General features: G+C 72.0%; 9 protein-coding genes. 4 read left to right on the top strand and 5 right to left on the bottom strand.

The features are described 5' to 3' along the window. Positions 1-4 precede the first annotated feature (4 nt). Entirely contained in the window at positions 5-799 is a 795-nt protein-coding gene (locus tag MKK54_RS15740) for an ABC transporter ATP-binding protein (protein WP_244012135.1), read from the top strand. A gap of 260 nt (positions 800-1,059) precedes the next feature. On the opposite strand, the gene MKK54_RS15735 is transcribed toward MKK54_RS15740, so the two are convergent. The 4 genes from MKK54_RS15735 to MKK54_RS15720 form a co-directional block, all read right to left on the bottom strand. Next, complete coding sequence (locus MKK54_RS15735; RefSeq protein WP_244012134.1) at positions 1,060-1,866, bottom strand: fumarylacetoacetate hydrolase family protein; 807 nt, start codon at positions 1,864-1,866, stop codon at positions 1,060-1,062. A gap of 71 nt (positions 1,867-1,937) precedes the next feature. Beyond that, positions 1,938-2,873: a dihydrodipicolinate synthase family protein gene (locus MKK54_RS15730; RefSeq protein ID WP_244012133.1), complete on the bottom strand. Its 936-nt coding sequence runs from the start codon at positions 2,871-2,873 to the stop codon at positions 1,938-1,940. Between the two features lie 52 nt (positions 2,874-2,925). After that, complete coding sequence (locus MKK54_RS15725) at positions 2,926-3,903, bottom strand: hydroxyacid dehydrogenase (protein ID WP_244012132.1); 978 nt, start codon at positions 3,901-3,903, stop codon at positions 2,926-2,928. Between the two features lie 36 nt (positions 3,904-3,939). Further along, on the bottom strand, positions 3,940-5,169 hold the full coding sequence (locus tag MKK54_RS15720) for an acyl-CoA dehydrogenase (RefSeq protein ID WP_244012131.1): 1,230 nt from the start codon (positions 5,167-5,169) through the stop codon (positions 3,940-3,942). A gap of 167 nt (positions 5,170-5,336) precedes the next feature. Between MKK54_RS15720 and MKK54_RS15715 the strand changes: the two genes are divergently transcribed. After that, entirely contained in the window at positions 5,337-6,536 is a 1,200-nt protein-coding gene (locus tag MKK54_RS15715) for a CaiB/BaiF CoA transferase family protein (protein WP_244012130.1), read from the top strand. Here the strand turns inward: MKK54_RS15715 and MKK54_RS15710 are convergent. Further along, positions 6,529-8,160: an alpha-D-glucose phosphate-specific phosphoglucomutase gene (locus MKK54_RS15710; RefSeq protein ID WP_244012129.1), complete on the bottom strand. Its 1,632-nt coding sequence runs from the start codon at positions 8,158-8,160 to the stop codon at positions 6,529-6,531. The two genes, MKK54_RS15715 and MKK54_RS15710, sit on opposite strands and share 8 nt — an antisense overlap. Before the next feature lie 632 nt (positions 8,161-8,792). Between MKK54_RS15710 and MKK54_RS15705 the strand changes: the two genes are divergently transcribed. After that, positions 8,793-10,277: a DUF2252 domain-containing protein gene (locus MKK54_RS15705; protein WP_244012128.1), complete on the top strand. Its 1,485-nt coding sequence runs from the start codon at positions 8,793-8,795 to the stop codon at positions 10,275-10,277. Between the two features lie 108 nt (positions 10,278-10,385). Continuing rightward, the gene (locus MKK54_RS15700) at positions 10,386-13,832 is read left to right on the top strand and encodes a helicase-related protein (RefSeq protein WP_244012127.1); all 3,447 of its coding nucleotides are present in this window, start codon (positions 10,386-10,388) and stop codon (positions 13,830-13,832) included. Positions 13,833-13,889 lie beyond the last annotated feature (57 nt).

Below are 13,889 nucleotides of genomic sequence, written 5' to 3'. Positions count from 1 at the left end.
CATCATGTCGGCGCAGATCGAGATCGCCCACGCCAGCAAGGTGTTCGGGGCCGGCGAAACCGCCGTCTCGGCCCTCGACGACATCTCCGCCACGGTGCCGGAGGGGCAGTTCCTCTGCCTGCTCGGGCCATCCGGCTGCGGCAAATCCACCCTGCTCAACGCCATCGCGGGTTTCGCGCCGCTCAGCGCCGGTCGGATCACCATGGGCGGCCGCGCCATCACCGAGCCGGGGCCCGACCGGGGCATGGTCTTCCAGGAATACGCCCTGTTCCCCTGGATGAACGTGGAGGACAACGTCCGCTTCGGCCTCGACATCCGGGGCGTGCCCCGCGCCGACGCCACGGTGACGGTGGACCGCATCGTCGCGACCCTCGGCCTGTCGGATTTCCGCAAGCGCTACCCGAAGGACCTCTCCGGCGGCATGCGCCAGCGCGTGGCCATCGCCCGCATCCTGGCCCTCGACCCGCCGGTGATGCTGATGGACGAGCCCTTCGGCGCGCTCGACGCCCTGACCCGGCGCACCCTGCAGGACGAACTCCTGCGGATCTGGGCCGAGTACCGCAAGACGGTGATCTTCGTCACCCACTCCATCGAGGAGGCGATCTACCTCGCCGACCGCATCCTGGTGATGACCTACCGGCCCGGACGCATCAAGCGCGACATCACCGTGGAGATCCCGCGCCCGCGCGACACGGCGTCGGGCGAGTTCAACGCCCTCAAGCGCGAACTCGCCGGCCTCGTCATGGCCGAGCAGCAGCGCTTCACCAGCGCGGAATTGCACGGGACGGCGGTGGACTGATGGTTTGGGGGTCGGGCGCAGGCCCGATTCCCAAACATCGACGCCACGGGACGAGCCTCGGGCCGTCGTCGATGACGGCCATCCCCGTCATTCCGTCGCCGCGGGCGAGCCCGAAACCCAGAGCCGCCGACGGCGTGAGACCTTGCACCGCCTGTGTGTCTGGATCCCGGGCCCGCTGCGCGGCCCCGGGATGACCGGGTGTCTGAGGAAAACCCGTCGATGTCGCGAGGGCATCGCCCTCGCAGATCGGAGCCCCCGGGTCACACGGGCAGGAGCGTGAACCCGAGCGTCCGCCCCAGGAACGCCGCCGTGACCGTCCCCGGCCCGGTCAGGTCGAACGGCACGGACAGCGTTCCGGTGGAGACGATGCTGCCGGCCGGGATCGTCTCCCCGCGCTCGCGGGCCACGGCCATGAGATCGGTCAGCGCCGCGAGCGGGTCGGTCAGGTCCTCGCCCGTGACCGCGCGGACCCGCTCCGTGCCGTCGACCGTCACGACGAGGCTCCGGGCCAGTTCGGGCAGGTCGGCCGGCTCGATGGCGGGGCCGATCACCAGGGCCTGGAAGGCGGAATTGTCGGCGGCGAAGCTCGGCCAGCCGACGGCGCGGCGGTCGAAGAACCGCGACAGCACGAGTTCGAACGCCACGCGGGTCTCGGCCACGACGCTCGCCGCCGCGACGGCGGGGGCGTCAGGCGCGATGTCGCGGGCGATCAGGTAGGCGATCTCGAATTCCACCGTGACCGCCCCGGCATGGGGCATGCGCAGCGCCGCGCCGGGCTCGTGGAGCTGGCCTTTCAGGACGCGCCCCGCGATGGAGCGCCCGACGCCCGAGGTGCGCTTGCCCTTGGCGCTGCCGATGGCGAGCTTCCAGCCCGCGAAGCCGTCGCCGATGGCCGCGAGAAGACGGTCCTGGATGTCGTAGCCCTCCGTCATCGTGCGCGGGCGGACGGCCTCCGGCAGTTCCGCGAATTGCCGGCCCTCCCGATAGGCCGCCAGCAGGAGGTCGGCGGCGGGCTGGGGGTCGAAGGTATCGGACCTGAAGGTTTCGGACATGAAGGTATCGGACATGGGCGGACCTCTTCGCGGCCGGGACAGGGCCTTGCGTCTATCGGAATGTCGCGGAGCCGGTGCCGGCCCGCTCAAGGGGCCACGCGGGCCCGGGGGTCGATGCGGGCGATGCGTGACAGCAGGTAGTCGACCTCCGCGCGCGCCTGCGCCGACAGGCTCGCGGCGGGCTTGCGCTGGGCATCCGAGGCGAAGATCCCGCGCTTCTGGAACACGTATTTGCGCACGGCGAGGCCGAGCGGGCCCTGTTGCTGCTCGTAGCGCAGATAGGGCAGGTGCGCGTCGAAGAGATCGTGCGCCGCGTCGCGCATCCCGGCCCTCGACAGCCGCACCACGTCCACCAGCATCTCCGGGAAGGCGTAGCCGGTGTTGGCGCCGTCCGCGCCGCGCTCCATCTCGAAATCGAGGAACAGCCCGCCATTACCGGTGAGGATCGCGATGTGGCGCATCGAGCCGTCCTGCTCGAAGCCGCGCAGGGCCGTGATCTTGTCGAGGCCGGGCCAGTCCTCGTGCTTGAGCATGACGCAGGACGGGTTCTCGGTGACGATCCGGCGGATGACGGCCGGCGTCATCACCACCGAGAAGGTCAGCGGGTAGTCCTGGATCACGAAGGGCACGTCGGGGCCGATCGCCTCGGCGGCGTTGCGGTAATAGGCCACCACCTGATCGTCCGTGCGCAGGGTGTTGGGCGGCCCGATCATCACGCCGGCCGCGCCGAGCTCCATCACCTCGCGGGCGAGCGACCGCATGGCGGCAAAGCCCGGCGCCGAGACGCCGACGAGGACGGGCACGTTCATGCGCCCGATGACCCGCTTGGTGATGCCGACCGCCTCGGCATGGTCGAGCTTCGGCGCCTCGCCGAGCTGCCCCAGGATGGTGAGACCGTCGATGCCGGCGCCGAGGAAGAACTCGGACATCCGGTCGAGGGAGGTCTCGTCGATCCGGCCATCGGGGTGGAAGGGCGTCGGGGCGATCGGGATCACCCCCTTGATCGCGCTGGTCAGAGCCATGGTGTTCTCCTGAGGTTTTCCGTGAGCCCGCTCCCGCGATGCGCCGACGCGGTCAGCGGACCGCCAGGGCGGCCGGATTGACGAGGTTGCGCGGCGGCGCGCCGCGCAGGATGCGCAGCATCTCTTCGGCCGCGCCCAGGCCCATCACCCGCAGGCTGGCGGCGCTGGTTCCGGCCACGTGCGGCGTCAGGAGCAGGTTGGGGCAAGCGAAATACGGGTGGTCCTCGCGGAGTGGCTGGACCGCGAACACGTCGAGCGCCGCGCCACCGATGGTCCCGGCCTTCAGGGCCGCGGCCAAGACGTCGTCCCGCACGATGGGCCCGCGCGCCACGTTGATCAGCACCGCGTCCGGCCGCATCCGGCCGATCAGGTCGGCATCCACGAGGCCTCGCGTCTCGGGCGTCAGCGGGCAGGCGACGACGACCGCGTCGCTGGCCGAGAACAACGTCTCGCGGTCCACCGCCTCGATCAGGCCATCCTGTGCCCGCGCGCTGCGGGAATGGCCGAGCACCCGCATGCCGAAGCCGTGGCGTGCGATGGATGCGACGCGCCGCCCGATCTCGCCGAGCCCCAGGATGCCGATCGTCGTGCCGCCGATCTCGCCGAGGTCGCTCGCCAGGGATTTGGCCGGCAGCCAGCCGGTCCCGCGCAGGGTCCCGTCGAGGAGGCCGAGGCGCCGCCGCAAGTGGAACAGGGCCGCGAAGACGTATTCGGCCACCGCTTGCGTGTTGCTGCCGGGCAGGTTTGCCACCGGGATGCCCCGCGCGGTCGCCGCCTCCAGGGGCACGAAATCGAGCCCGACGCCGTGGCGCACGATGCCGCGCAAGCGCGGCGCGTGGTCGAGGATGTCGTCGGGCAATTGCGCCCGCACGATCAGCCCGGCCGCCTCGGCGGCCAGCGTGCGCAGGGTTTCGGGCCGCGTGTCCCTGGCGGTGACGACCCGCGCGTGCGGCGCCAGCAGCGCCACCGCCTCCGCGTGGATCGGGTTCGTCAGGACGACCAGGGGGAGATCGGTGTCGGATGCGCGCAAGGGGTGGCTGCCGTGCTGAGACGCGGGGACGGGGCCTCAGAAGAACGCCTGCAACCCGGTCTGCGCCCGGCCCAAAATCAGTGCGTGGACGTCGTGCGTGCCCTCGTAGGTGTTCACCGTCTCGAGGTTCTGGGCGTGGCGCATGACGTGGTACTCGCCCATGATGCCGTTGCCGCCGTGCATGTCGCGGGCGGTGCGGGCGATGTCGAGGGCCTTGCCGCAATTGTTGCGCTTGATCAGCGAGATCATCTCGGGCGCCATCCGGCCTTCGTCGAAGAGCTGGCCGACCCGGAAGGCGGCCTGGAGGCCCAGCGCGATCTCGGTCTGCATGTCGGCGAGCTTCTTCTGCACAAGCTGGGTCTGGGCGAGGGGCCGGCCGAACTGCCGGCGCTCCAGGGTGTAGGATCGCGCCCGGTGCCAGCAATCCTCCGCCGCGCCCATGGCGCCCCAGGCGATGCCGTAGCGCGCCCGGTTGAGGCAGCCGAACGGCCCCTTCAGGCCCGAGACGTTGGGCAGCAGTGCGTCCTCGCCCACCTCCACGTCCTCCATCACGATTTCGCCCGTGGTGGAGGCGCGCAACGAGAGCTTGCCCTTGAGCGTCGGGGCCGTGAGGCCCTTCATGCCCTTCTCCAGGACGAACCCCCGGATGGCGCCCTCATGCGCCTCGGATTTCGCCCAGACCACGAACACGTCGGCGAAGGGCGCGTTCGAGATCCATATCTTGGCCCCCGAGAGCCGGTAGCCGCCGTCGATCTTCACCGCCTTCGTCTTCATGCCGGCCGGGTCCGAGCCGGCATCGGGCTCGGTCAGGCCGAAGCAGCCGATCCATTCGCCCGACGCGAGTTTGGGCAGGAACTTCCGGCGCTGGTCTTCCGAGCCGTAGGCGTGGATCGGGTACATCACGAGGGAGGATTGCACGCTCATCATCGAGCGGTAGCCGGAATCCACCGCCTCGACGGCCCGCGCCACGAGGCCGTAGGCGACGTAGGTCGCGCCGGCGCCGCCATATTCCTCGGGCAGCGTCACGCCGAGCAGCCCGCGCGCGCCCATCTTCGCGAACAGGTCGGGGTTGCTGGTCTCCTGCGCGTAGGCCTCGACGATGCCGGGCAGGAGTTCCTCCTGCGCGAAGGCCCGGGCGGCGTCGTGGATGGCGCGCTCGTCCTCGCTGAGCTGGTCGTCGAGGAAGAACGGGTCCTCCCAGGCGAAGCCGGCGGAAGCGGGAGCGGTGGGCGCGGCGGAGCCGGGCGGGCGCGTCGGGGCGTTCATGGGCGTTCCCTCGGAATTCCGTATTCAGACGATCCTATCAGGCTGCGCACGCGAGGCCACCCGCCCGGGCCGTCGGGATACCGTAGCGTCTTGTTGGAAGGGCGCGGCTTGAACGGCGCCACCGATCCCTGAATAGATGCCGCATGCGGGGACACGGAGAGCCGACCATGAGCGAGACGACGGCGCGCGACGATGGCGCCCGCTCCCTGCCGCTGGCCGGCATCCGCGTGCTCGACCTCTCGCGGGTGCTCGCCGGGCCCTGGTGCGCCATGTGCCTCGGCGATCTCGGCGCGGACGTGATCAAGGTCGAGCATCCGGAGCGCGGCGACGACACCCGCGACTGGGGCCTGCGCACGGGGGCGAGCAACACCTCGTATTTCGACGCGGCCAACCGCAACAAGCGCTCGATCGCCCTCGACCTCGCGACCCCCGAGGGTCTGGCCACCGCGCGCGACCTCGCCCGGACCAGCGACGTGGTGGTCCAGAATTTCAAGACCGGCGGCGCCGACCGCCTCGGTCTCGGCTACGCGGCCCTCAGCGCCGAGAACCCGCGCCTGATCTACTGCTCGATCTCGGGCTACGCTTCGGACGGGCCGGAGGCGACCCGACCCGGTTACGACATCGTCGTGCAGGGAGAGGCCGGCCTGATGGCCCTCAACGGCGAGGCCGAGCGCCCGCCTCTCAAGTTCGGCCTCGCGGCCGTCGACCTCTTCACCGGGCAATACGCCGCGCAAGGGGTGCTCGCCGCCCTGTTCGAGCGCGAGCGCACCGGGCGCGGCCGGCACATCGAGCTCGCCCTGTTCGATTGCGGCGTGGCGCTCACCGCCTATTGCGGGCTGGAGGCGATGGTGCGCGGACACGATCCGGTCCGGGCCGGCAACGCCCATCCGTCGATCGCGCCCTACGGCGTGTTCGAGACCGGCGACGGGCCGGTGGTGCTGGCGGTGGGCAACAACGGGCAGTACCGCCGCCTGTGCGAACAGGTGCTGGAGCGCCCCGACCTCGCCTCGGACCCGCGCTTCTCGACCAACCTGGAGCGCTCCCGCAACCGGGCGCAGTTCCTGCCGGCGATCGAGGCCGAACTCGCGCGCTGGACGCGGGCCGACCTCCTGGCCCGCCTCGACGCGGCGGGCATTCCCTGCGGCGAGGTGCTGGGCCTGCACGAGGCCCTGACCTCGGAGCGGGCCGGCGACCTCGTGATTCCGCACGGCGAGGCCGGCGCGACCGCGCATGTGCTCGCACCGCCCTATCGCCTCGACGGGGCGCGCCTGCCCGTCCGCCGCACGCCGCCCGCCCTCGATGCCTCGGGAGACGAGATCCGGGCCGAACTTCTGGCCGGGACGCCCGAGGGGTCCGGGCTCAGGTGATCACGCTGGGCTCGGACCGGCCGGTGAGCGCGGCGATGTCGGCGAGTTCGCCCGCGACCGCGACCACGGGGGCGAGCACGTCCGCCACCGGCAGTTCGAGGCGGTCGGGGGCGGATTCGTAACGCTCGATATAGACCCGCAGGGTCGCGCCCGCCGTGCCGGTGCCGGACAGGCGGTAGACCACCCGCGCATCCTCCGCGAAGGTGACGCGCACGCCCTGCTGCTCGGTGACCGAGCCATCCACCGGATCGACGTAGCGGAAGTCGTCCGCCGCCGCGACGGTGAGGCCGCCGAGCCGCGTGCCGGGCAGTCCGGCGAGCTTGGCCCGCAGGCCGTCCATCAGCCGCCCGGCGGCCTCGGCATCGATCTCCTCGTAATCGTGCCGGGTGTAGTAGTCGCGCCCGAACGTCGCCCAGTGGCCGCGCACCACGTCCTGGGCCGGCCGGCCCGTGACGGCCAGGATGTTGAGCCAGATCAGCACGGCCCAGAGGCCGTCCTTCTCGCGCACGTGGTTCGAGCCGGTGCCGGCGCTCTCCTCGCCGCACAGCGTGATCAGCCCGGCATCGAGCAGGTTGCCGAAGAACTTCCAGCCCGTGGGGGTCTCGTAGGCGGGAATGCCGAGCGAGGCCGCGACCCGGTCGAGGGCCCGGCTCGTCGGCATCGAGCGGGCGACGCCGGAGAGACCCTTCGCGTAGCCGGGGGCGAGGTGCGCATACGCGGCCAGGATCGCGAGGCTGTCGCTCGGGGTCACGAACAGGCCGGGCGCCACGATCATGTTGCGGTCGCCGTCGCCGTCCGAGGCGGCCCCGAGATTCGGCGCCCGCGCGCTCAGCATCAGGTCGTAGAGTTCGTGGGCGTGGACCGGATTCGGATCGGGATGGTGCCCGCCGAAATCCTCCCGGGGCGTGCCGTTGAGGACGGTGCCGGCTTCCGCCCCGAACACGCCCTCCAGGATCGCCGTGGCGTAGGGGCCGGTGACGGCGCTCATGGCGTCGAAGCGCATGCGGAAGCCGCCGGCGAACAGGCGGGTGATCGCGTCGAAATCGATGAGGTCGTGCATCAGCGCGAGGTAATCCGCCACCGGGTCGATCACCGCGACCACCATGTCGCCGAGCCGGGTCTCGCCGAGGGTGTCAAGGTCGAGATCGGGCGCCTCGACGATGCGATACTCGGTCAGGCTCCGGGTGCGGGCATAGATCGCCGCCGTGACGCCCTCGGGCGCCGGGCCGCCGTTGGCGGTGTTGTACTTGATGCCGAAATCGCCGTCGGGGCCACCGGGATTGTGGCTCGCCGACAGGATGATGCCGCCGACGGCGCCGTGCTTGCGGATGACGCAGGAGGCGGCCGGGGTCGAGAGCAGGCCGCCCCGGCCGACGAGGACGCGGGCGAAGCCGTTCGCGGCCGCGATCTTCAGGGTGATCTGGACCACCGCGCGGTTCAGGAAGCGGCCGTCACCGCCGAGCACGAGGGTCCGGCCCGCCCGGTCGGGGATGCAATCCACGATCGCCTGGACGAAGTTCTCGACGTAGCGCGCCTGCTGGAAGACCGGCACCTTCTTGCGCAGGCCGGACGTGCCCGGCTTCTGGTCGTCATAGGGCGTCGTCGGGACGGTCGTGACGGACATCGTTCGGGCACTCCGGGTTTTTGGCCGCGAAAGGTTTTGGGCCGCACGGATCTTCGGGCTTCGGTTCTCGGCGCTCAAGAACGCCGTTTGCCATCCGGGGTCAATCGCCAAGCTCGGCGCCGCGAGCCCGCGCGTGGATATCCTCCCCCCTGCGGCTCAGTTGAGCCAAGCATCGGCCGGCGCGCGGGACGGTCCATGGCCATCGGTGATCAAACCAGCGATCGTTGTCCCCGGCCCGCCGCAGGTCATTCCATGTCAAGGCTCGCACCCGGACTCCCTTGCACCTTCGTCGCGAACGTGATTCAAGATCTGTGGCCAGGTGGGTGAGTGCTTAGCCAGGATCCCTGCAAGGATCCGCACGTCCGGTTCAAATCCAGACCTCGGCCTCCATTGACTTCGTGCGAACCCGCTCGGGCGGCGCAAAGCAGCACCGGCCTTCTTCCCGCTCGCGCGAGACGTTCCATCACCCTCTGACTGTGAAATCCGCCCGGCTGTACCGACCAAGCGAGCGGTCCCGCTTCAAATTTGATTCAGCCTGCGGGATGAAGGGCCGCGCTGAGACGTAGTGCCCCGGGAACGAAGCGAAACGGCCAAGATTGTCCTCGTGACCGAAACGCGTGCGAGGACCGACCATGGAATGTCCGCAGGATGTCCGCCTGCTCGACCAGGGAGAGCAGGCAGCGGCAGAGGCCGAGGAGATCCTGCTCGCGCCGCTGGCCGACATCCCGCGCATCAACCTGCGGGAGGCGGGCGAGCCCTGGGACAAGCGCCGGCACGCCGGCAAGGCTTTGCGCGAGACGGTGCCGCACGCGGCCCACGCCGCGTGGGTTCCGCCCGCCGACCGGCCGGACCCGGTGTCCCTGATCGAGGCCGCCCATGCGGGCCGTCAGGAGCACCTGATCCCGCTCCGGGTGGCCCGCATGGCGAGTTCACCCTTCGCCTTCCTGCGGGGCGCGGCCCACGTCATGGCCTGGGACCTCGCCCACACCCCGCGCAGCGGCATCGCGGTGGTGATGAACGGCGACGCGCACCTCGCCAATTTCGGCCTGTTCGGCACGCCCCAGCGCGACATCGTGCTCGACCTCAACGACTTCGACGAGGTCACGATCGGCCCGTGGGAATGGGACCTGAAGCGCCTCGCCGCCAGCATCGAGGTGGCCGCCCGGACGGACGGGGTGGCCAGGTCCGAGCGGCGCGAGGCCGTCGTGGCGGCGATGGCGGGCTACCAGCACACCATGACCGAGCTGGCGCCGCAGGGCCCCCTCGACGTCTGGCACCAGGCGGCGCGGGCCGACCGGCTCGATTTCACGGGCCTCTCCATCGACGAGGATTCGAAGGCCGTCATCTCCAGGGCGGTGGAGAAGGCGCGCCGGAAGAACAACAAGAGCCTGCTCGCCCGCGTCGGCGAGCGCCGCACCGATGGCGGCTGGCGCTTCAAGGAGGACGCCCCGATCCTCACCCGCGTCGATGACGAGACCCGCGAGGCGGTGATCGGCGGGCTGGAGCATTACGCCGAGACCCTGCCGCGCGAGCGCCGGTTCATGCTCAGCCGCTACCACGTGGTCGACGTCGCCCACCGGGTCGTGGGCGTCGGCAGCGTCGGCACCCGCGCCTACGTCGCGCTCCTCTGCGGCAACTCGGACCAGGACGTGCTCTTCCTCCAGGTCAAGGAGGCGGTCACACCCGCCCACGCGCCCTACCTCGGCGGCATGCCCGACGCCTACGGGGACCACGAGGGCGAGCGGGTGATCTACGGCCAGCGCCTGCTCCAGGCGGTGGGCGACCCCCTGCTCGGCTGGACCACCATCGCGGACCGGCCGTTCTACGTGCGCCAGATGAAGAACATGAAGGGCGACATCCCGGTGGCGGGCCTCAGCGGCCAGCCGCTGATCTACTTCTCCTGGGCCTACGGCGCGCTGCTGGCCCGGGCGCATGCCCGCACCGGGGACGCCGCCGCGATCGCGGGCTATTGCGGCCGCGACCGGCAGGCGGACCTGCGCGAGGCGCTCGCCGACTGGGCCTTCGCCTATGGCGACCAGAACGAGGCCGACTTCTCCGCCTTCCGGGCCGCCATCGAGAGCGGCCGCCTCGAGGCGGCGGCGGACCCCGAACTCTAATCCACAGGCCTGCGACAAACTGGGGACGGCGGGGCGAACCAGGGAGCCCCGGCCTCGTCCGGCGCGTTCCTCACGTCCAATCCTCGAGCCGGGCAGCGCACCTTTCCGATGGCAAAACGCAGGACCGAGACGCCTTCCGAACACGCCACTCCCACCAAGGCGCGCGCGCCGAAAACCCCTGCGTCCCGGACCCGCCTGCGCGCGCCGTCGCGCCGCAAGACCACCGCGCCGAAGCGGGCCGCCGCGGAGCCGGCGCCGAGCCCGGCGAGCCCCGAGATCGTGGCGCCGCTCGTCCCCGCCGGCGCCCTCGCGGTGGCCTTGCTCGGGCTGACCGCATGCGGGACGCCGCTGGTCCACACCGCCCGCGAGAGCCACCGCCTGGAGTCCATCGCGAAGATCCTGCGGGCGCTGGCGCCCGAGTGCAGGGTCGCGCTCTATCCGGAATGGGATTGCCTGCCCTACGACCGCGCCTCGCCCTCGCGCGGGGTGATGGGCGCCCGCACCGGCGTGCTGCGCTGGCTCACCGACACGGCGGCCCTGCCCGACATCGTCCTGACCACCGCCCCGGCGCTGATCCAGCGCGTGCCGCCCCGTGAGACCTGGGGCGACGCGCATCTCGAGATCCGGGTCGGCGACGCCCTCGATCCACCCGCGATCACCGGCGCCCTGCGGCGCCTCGGCTACATCCTCGACGACCGGGTCGACGAGCCCGGCGAGGTCGCGGTCTGGGGCCGGACCGTGGACGTCTTTCCCGCCGCCGCCGACCGGCCCTGCCGCATCGAGTACGAGGACGGCCGGGTCACGGCGATCCGCTCCTACGATCCGGTCTCGCAGCGCTCGCTCGCCGATGCGCAGGTGCTGGTCATCGACCCCGCCACCGAGATCGTCCTGCCCGAGGGCTCCGAGAGCCGGCTGGAGCCCTTCACCGGCCAGGAACACGGGCTCGCCCGCTACTATGCCGGGCTCACGACCTTCCTCGATCAGGTGCCGGACGCGCGCCTCGTCGTCGAGGACGGCGCCGAGGAGCGGGCCCAGGCCTTCTTCGAGCAGATCGCGGAAGGCCGCGAGGCCCTGGCGCGCGGCCGGCGCGGCGTGCCGGACGATGCCGGCCTCTACCTGACGCCGGAGGAATGGGCCGCGCTGCGGGACGCGCGCCGCCTCGCCAGCGCCGAGGCGGGAGAGGACGGCGACCTCGCCATGCCGGCCTTCGTGCGCGCGGCCCGGCCGAACACGGCCCTGGCCGAGACCCTGCGCGAGCGGCTCAAGGCCGGCGACCGCGTCCTGCTGACGGGGCCGGCCGAACCGCTGGCGCGGCTGGTGCGCGCCGCCGAGCGGGCGCTCGGCCGCAAGGCCCGGCCGGTCGGGGCCTGGGGGGAAGCGGTCTCGGCCAAGTCCGGCGCCCTGCTCAGCCTGGAAGCCCCGATCGAGGCGGGCTTCCGGGTGCCGGACCAGGGGATTGCCGTGATCGCGGCCGCCGACCTGTTCGGCGCGCGCGCCGCCACCGTGGCGGCGGGCGGCCCGAGCGCGATTCTGCCCATCGGCGAGGTCGAGTTGCGCATCGGCGACGTCGCCGTCGACCGGGACAACGGGCTCTGCGTCTTCGAGGGCCTGGAGCGGGTCGAGACCGGCGCGGGCGCGGGCGAGGACGCCCTGCGCCTGCGCTTTGCCGGCGACGGCATCCTGATGGTGCCGGTCTCCCAGGCCGACCGGATCTGGCGCTACGGCTCCGAGGTCGAGGCCGTGACCCTCGACAAGTTGGAGGGGGGAAAGTCGGAGAAGGGATCCTGGGGCCGCCGCCGCTTGGAGGCGGAGGCCTGCATGGCCCGGGCCGCCCGCGTGATGCTGGCCGACGCCGAGAAGCGCCGGGCGATCCGGGCGCCGGTGCTGGTGCCGCCGGACCGCGAGATGGAGCGCTTCGCCGCCGGCTTCGGCTACGCGCTCACCGCCGACCAAGCGAGCGCGGTGGCCGGCGTGATGGGCGACCTCGCCTCGGGACGGCCGATGGACCGCCTCGTCTGCGGCGATGTCGGCTTCGGCAAGACCGAGGTGGCGCTGCGCGCCGCCGCCGCCGCCCTGTTCGCCGGCCGGCAGGTCGCAATCGTGGCGCCCACCACCGTGCTGGCCCGCCAGCACGTTCAGACCTTCACCCGGCGCTTTTCCCGCTTCGGCATCGAGGTGGCGCACCTCTCGCGCCTCGTCTCGCCGGCCGAGGCCAAGCGCGTGAAGGCCGGACTCGCCGAGGGCTCGATCCGCCTCGTCGTCGGCACGCACTGCCTCGCCCAGGCCGGCGTGAGCTTTGCCGATCTCGGCCTGATGGTCATCGATGAGGAGCAGCGCTTCGGCGCCAAGGTCAAGCAGGGCCTGCGCGAGGCGGCCGGCGACGGCCACGTGCTGACCCTGACGGCGACGCCGATCCCCCGCACGCTCCAGAGCGCGCTGGTCGGCCTCCAGAGCCTCAGCGTGATCGCCACGCCCCCCTCCGTGCGCCAGCCCATCCGCACCGTGATCGCGCCCTTCGAGGACGAGGCGATGCGCGACGCGCTCAACCGCGAGCACCGGCGCGGCGGCCAGAGCTTCATCGTCTGCCCCCGGATCGAGGACATCGCCCCCATGGCGGCACGCCTCGCCAGGCTGGTGCCGGATCTCGCGACCCTGGTGGCCCATGGCGAGCTCAAGGCCGCCGAGATGGACGACGTGATGGTGCGCTTCGCCGACGGCGAGGGCGACGTGCTGCTCGCCACCAGCATCATCGAGAGCGGGCTCGACGTGCCGCGCGCCAACACCATGCTGGTCTGGGACGCCGAACGCTTCGGCCTGTCGCAGCTGCATCAGCTGCGCGGCCGGGTCGGGCGCGGCCAGCGGCGCGGCGTCGTCTACCTCCTGAGCCGCCCCGACAAGCCGCTGACGCCCGCCACCGAGAAGCGCCTGCGGACGCTGGAGGCCCTCGACCGCCTCGGCGCGGGCTTCGCCATCAGCGCCCGCGACCTCGACCTGCGCGGCGCGGGCGACCTCGTCGGTGAGAACCAGGCCGGGCACGTCAAGCTGATCGGCCTCGGGCTCTACCAGCACCTGCTGCATCTGGCGCTGCGCGCCGCCAAGGGCGAGCCGGCCGAGGACTGGAACCCCGAGATCCGCCTCGGCCTCTCGGGCGCGGTGCCGGCCGATTACGTGCCCGAGCCGGAGGTGCGGCTCGGGCTCTACACGCGCACCCTGCGCCTCACCTCCGCCGAGGAGGTCGAGGCCCTGCGCAGCGAGGTGGTGGACCGCTTCGGGCCGCCGCCGGCGCCCTTCGAGGACCTGATCGCCCTAGCCCGGCTCCGGGTCGCCTGCCTGGCGCTCGGCATCCACCGCCTCAGCGGCGGCCCGCAGGGGCTGGCGGCCGACCTCCGGCCGAACGCGCCGCCACTCACCGTGCCGGCACACGCCCATATCGAGCGCCGGGACAACCGCGTGCTCCTGCGCCAGGGCAGCGAGGACCCGGCGACGCGCGGGCGCCTCGCCGCCGCCTTCCTGGAGCGCCTGCGGGCGCAGGGCGCGCGCCGCACGAGCCCGTGAGCCCACGGAACGGTCGCGCGCGGGCCGTGATTGATGCCGCATCAAGAGGGTGCCCTG

Origin of the sequence: Methylobacterium sp. J-068 (genome assembly GCF_022829445.1) — a bacterium.
Classification (GTDB): Bacteria; Pseudomonadota; Alphaproteobacteria; order Rhizobiales; family Beijerinckiaceae; genus Methylobacterium.
The sequence above is the reverse complement of the archived record's forward strand: the minus strand, read 5'-3'. Positions and strand labels throughout refer to the sequence as shown.

What these genes read in the sequence shown, in the direction of transcription:
- MKK54_RS15740 (WP_244012135.1), top strand. Translation starts at nt 5, where the DNA reads ATGTCGGCGCAGATCGAGATCGCCCACGCCAGCAAGGTGTTCGGGGCC.
- MKK54_RS15705 (WP_244012128.1), top strand. Translation starts at nt 8,793, where the DNA reads ATGGAATGTCCGCAGGATGTCCGCCTGCTCGACCAGGGAGAGCAGGCA.
- MKK54_RS15730 (WP_244012133.1), bottom strand. Translation starts at nt 2,873, where the DNA reads ATGGCTCTGACCAGCGCGATCAAGGGGGTGATCCCGATCGCCCCGACG.
- MKK54_RS15700 (WP_244012127.1), top strand. Translation starts at nt 10,386, where the DNA reads ATGGCAAAACGCAGGACCGAGACGCCTTCCGAACACGCCACTCCCACC.
- MKK54_RS15735 (WP_244012134.1), bottom strand. Translation starts at nt 1,866, where the DNA reads ATGTCCGATACCTTCATGTCCGAAACCTTCAGGTCCGATACCTTCGAC.
- MKK54_RS15715 (WP_244012130.1), top strand. Translation starts at nt 5,337, where the DNA reads ATGAGCGAGACGACGGCGCGCGACGATGGCGCCCGCTCCCTGCCGCTG.
- MKK54_RS15720 (WP_244012131.1), bottom strand. Translation starts at nt 5,169, where the DNA reads ATGAACGCCCCGACGCGCCCGCCCGGCTCCGCCGCGCCCACCGCTCCC.
- MKK54_RS15710 (WP_244012129.1), bottom strand. Translation starts at nt 8,160, where the DNA reads ATGTCCGTCACGACCGTCCCGACGACGCCCTATGACGACCAGAAGCCG.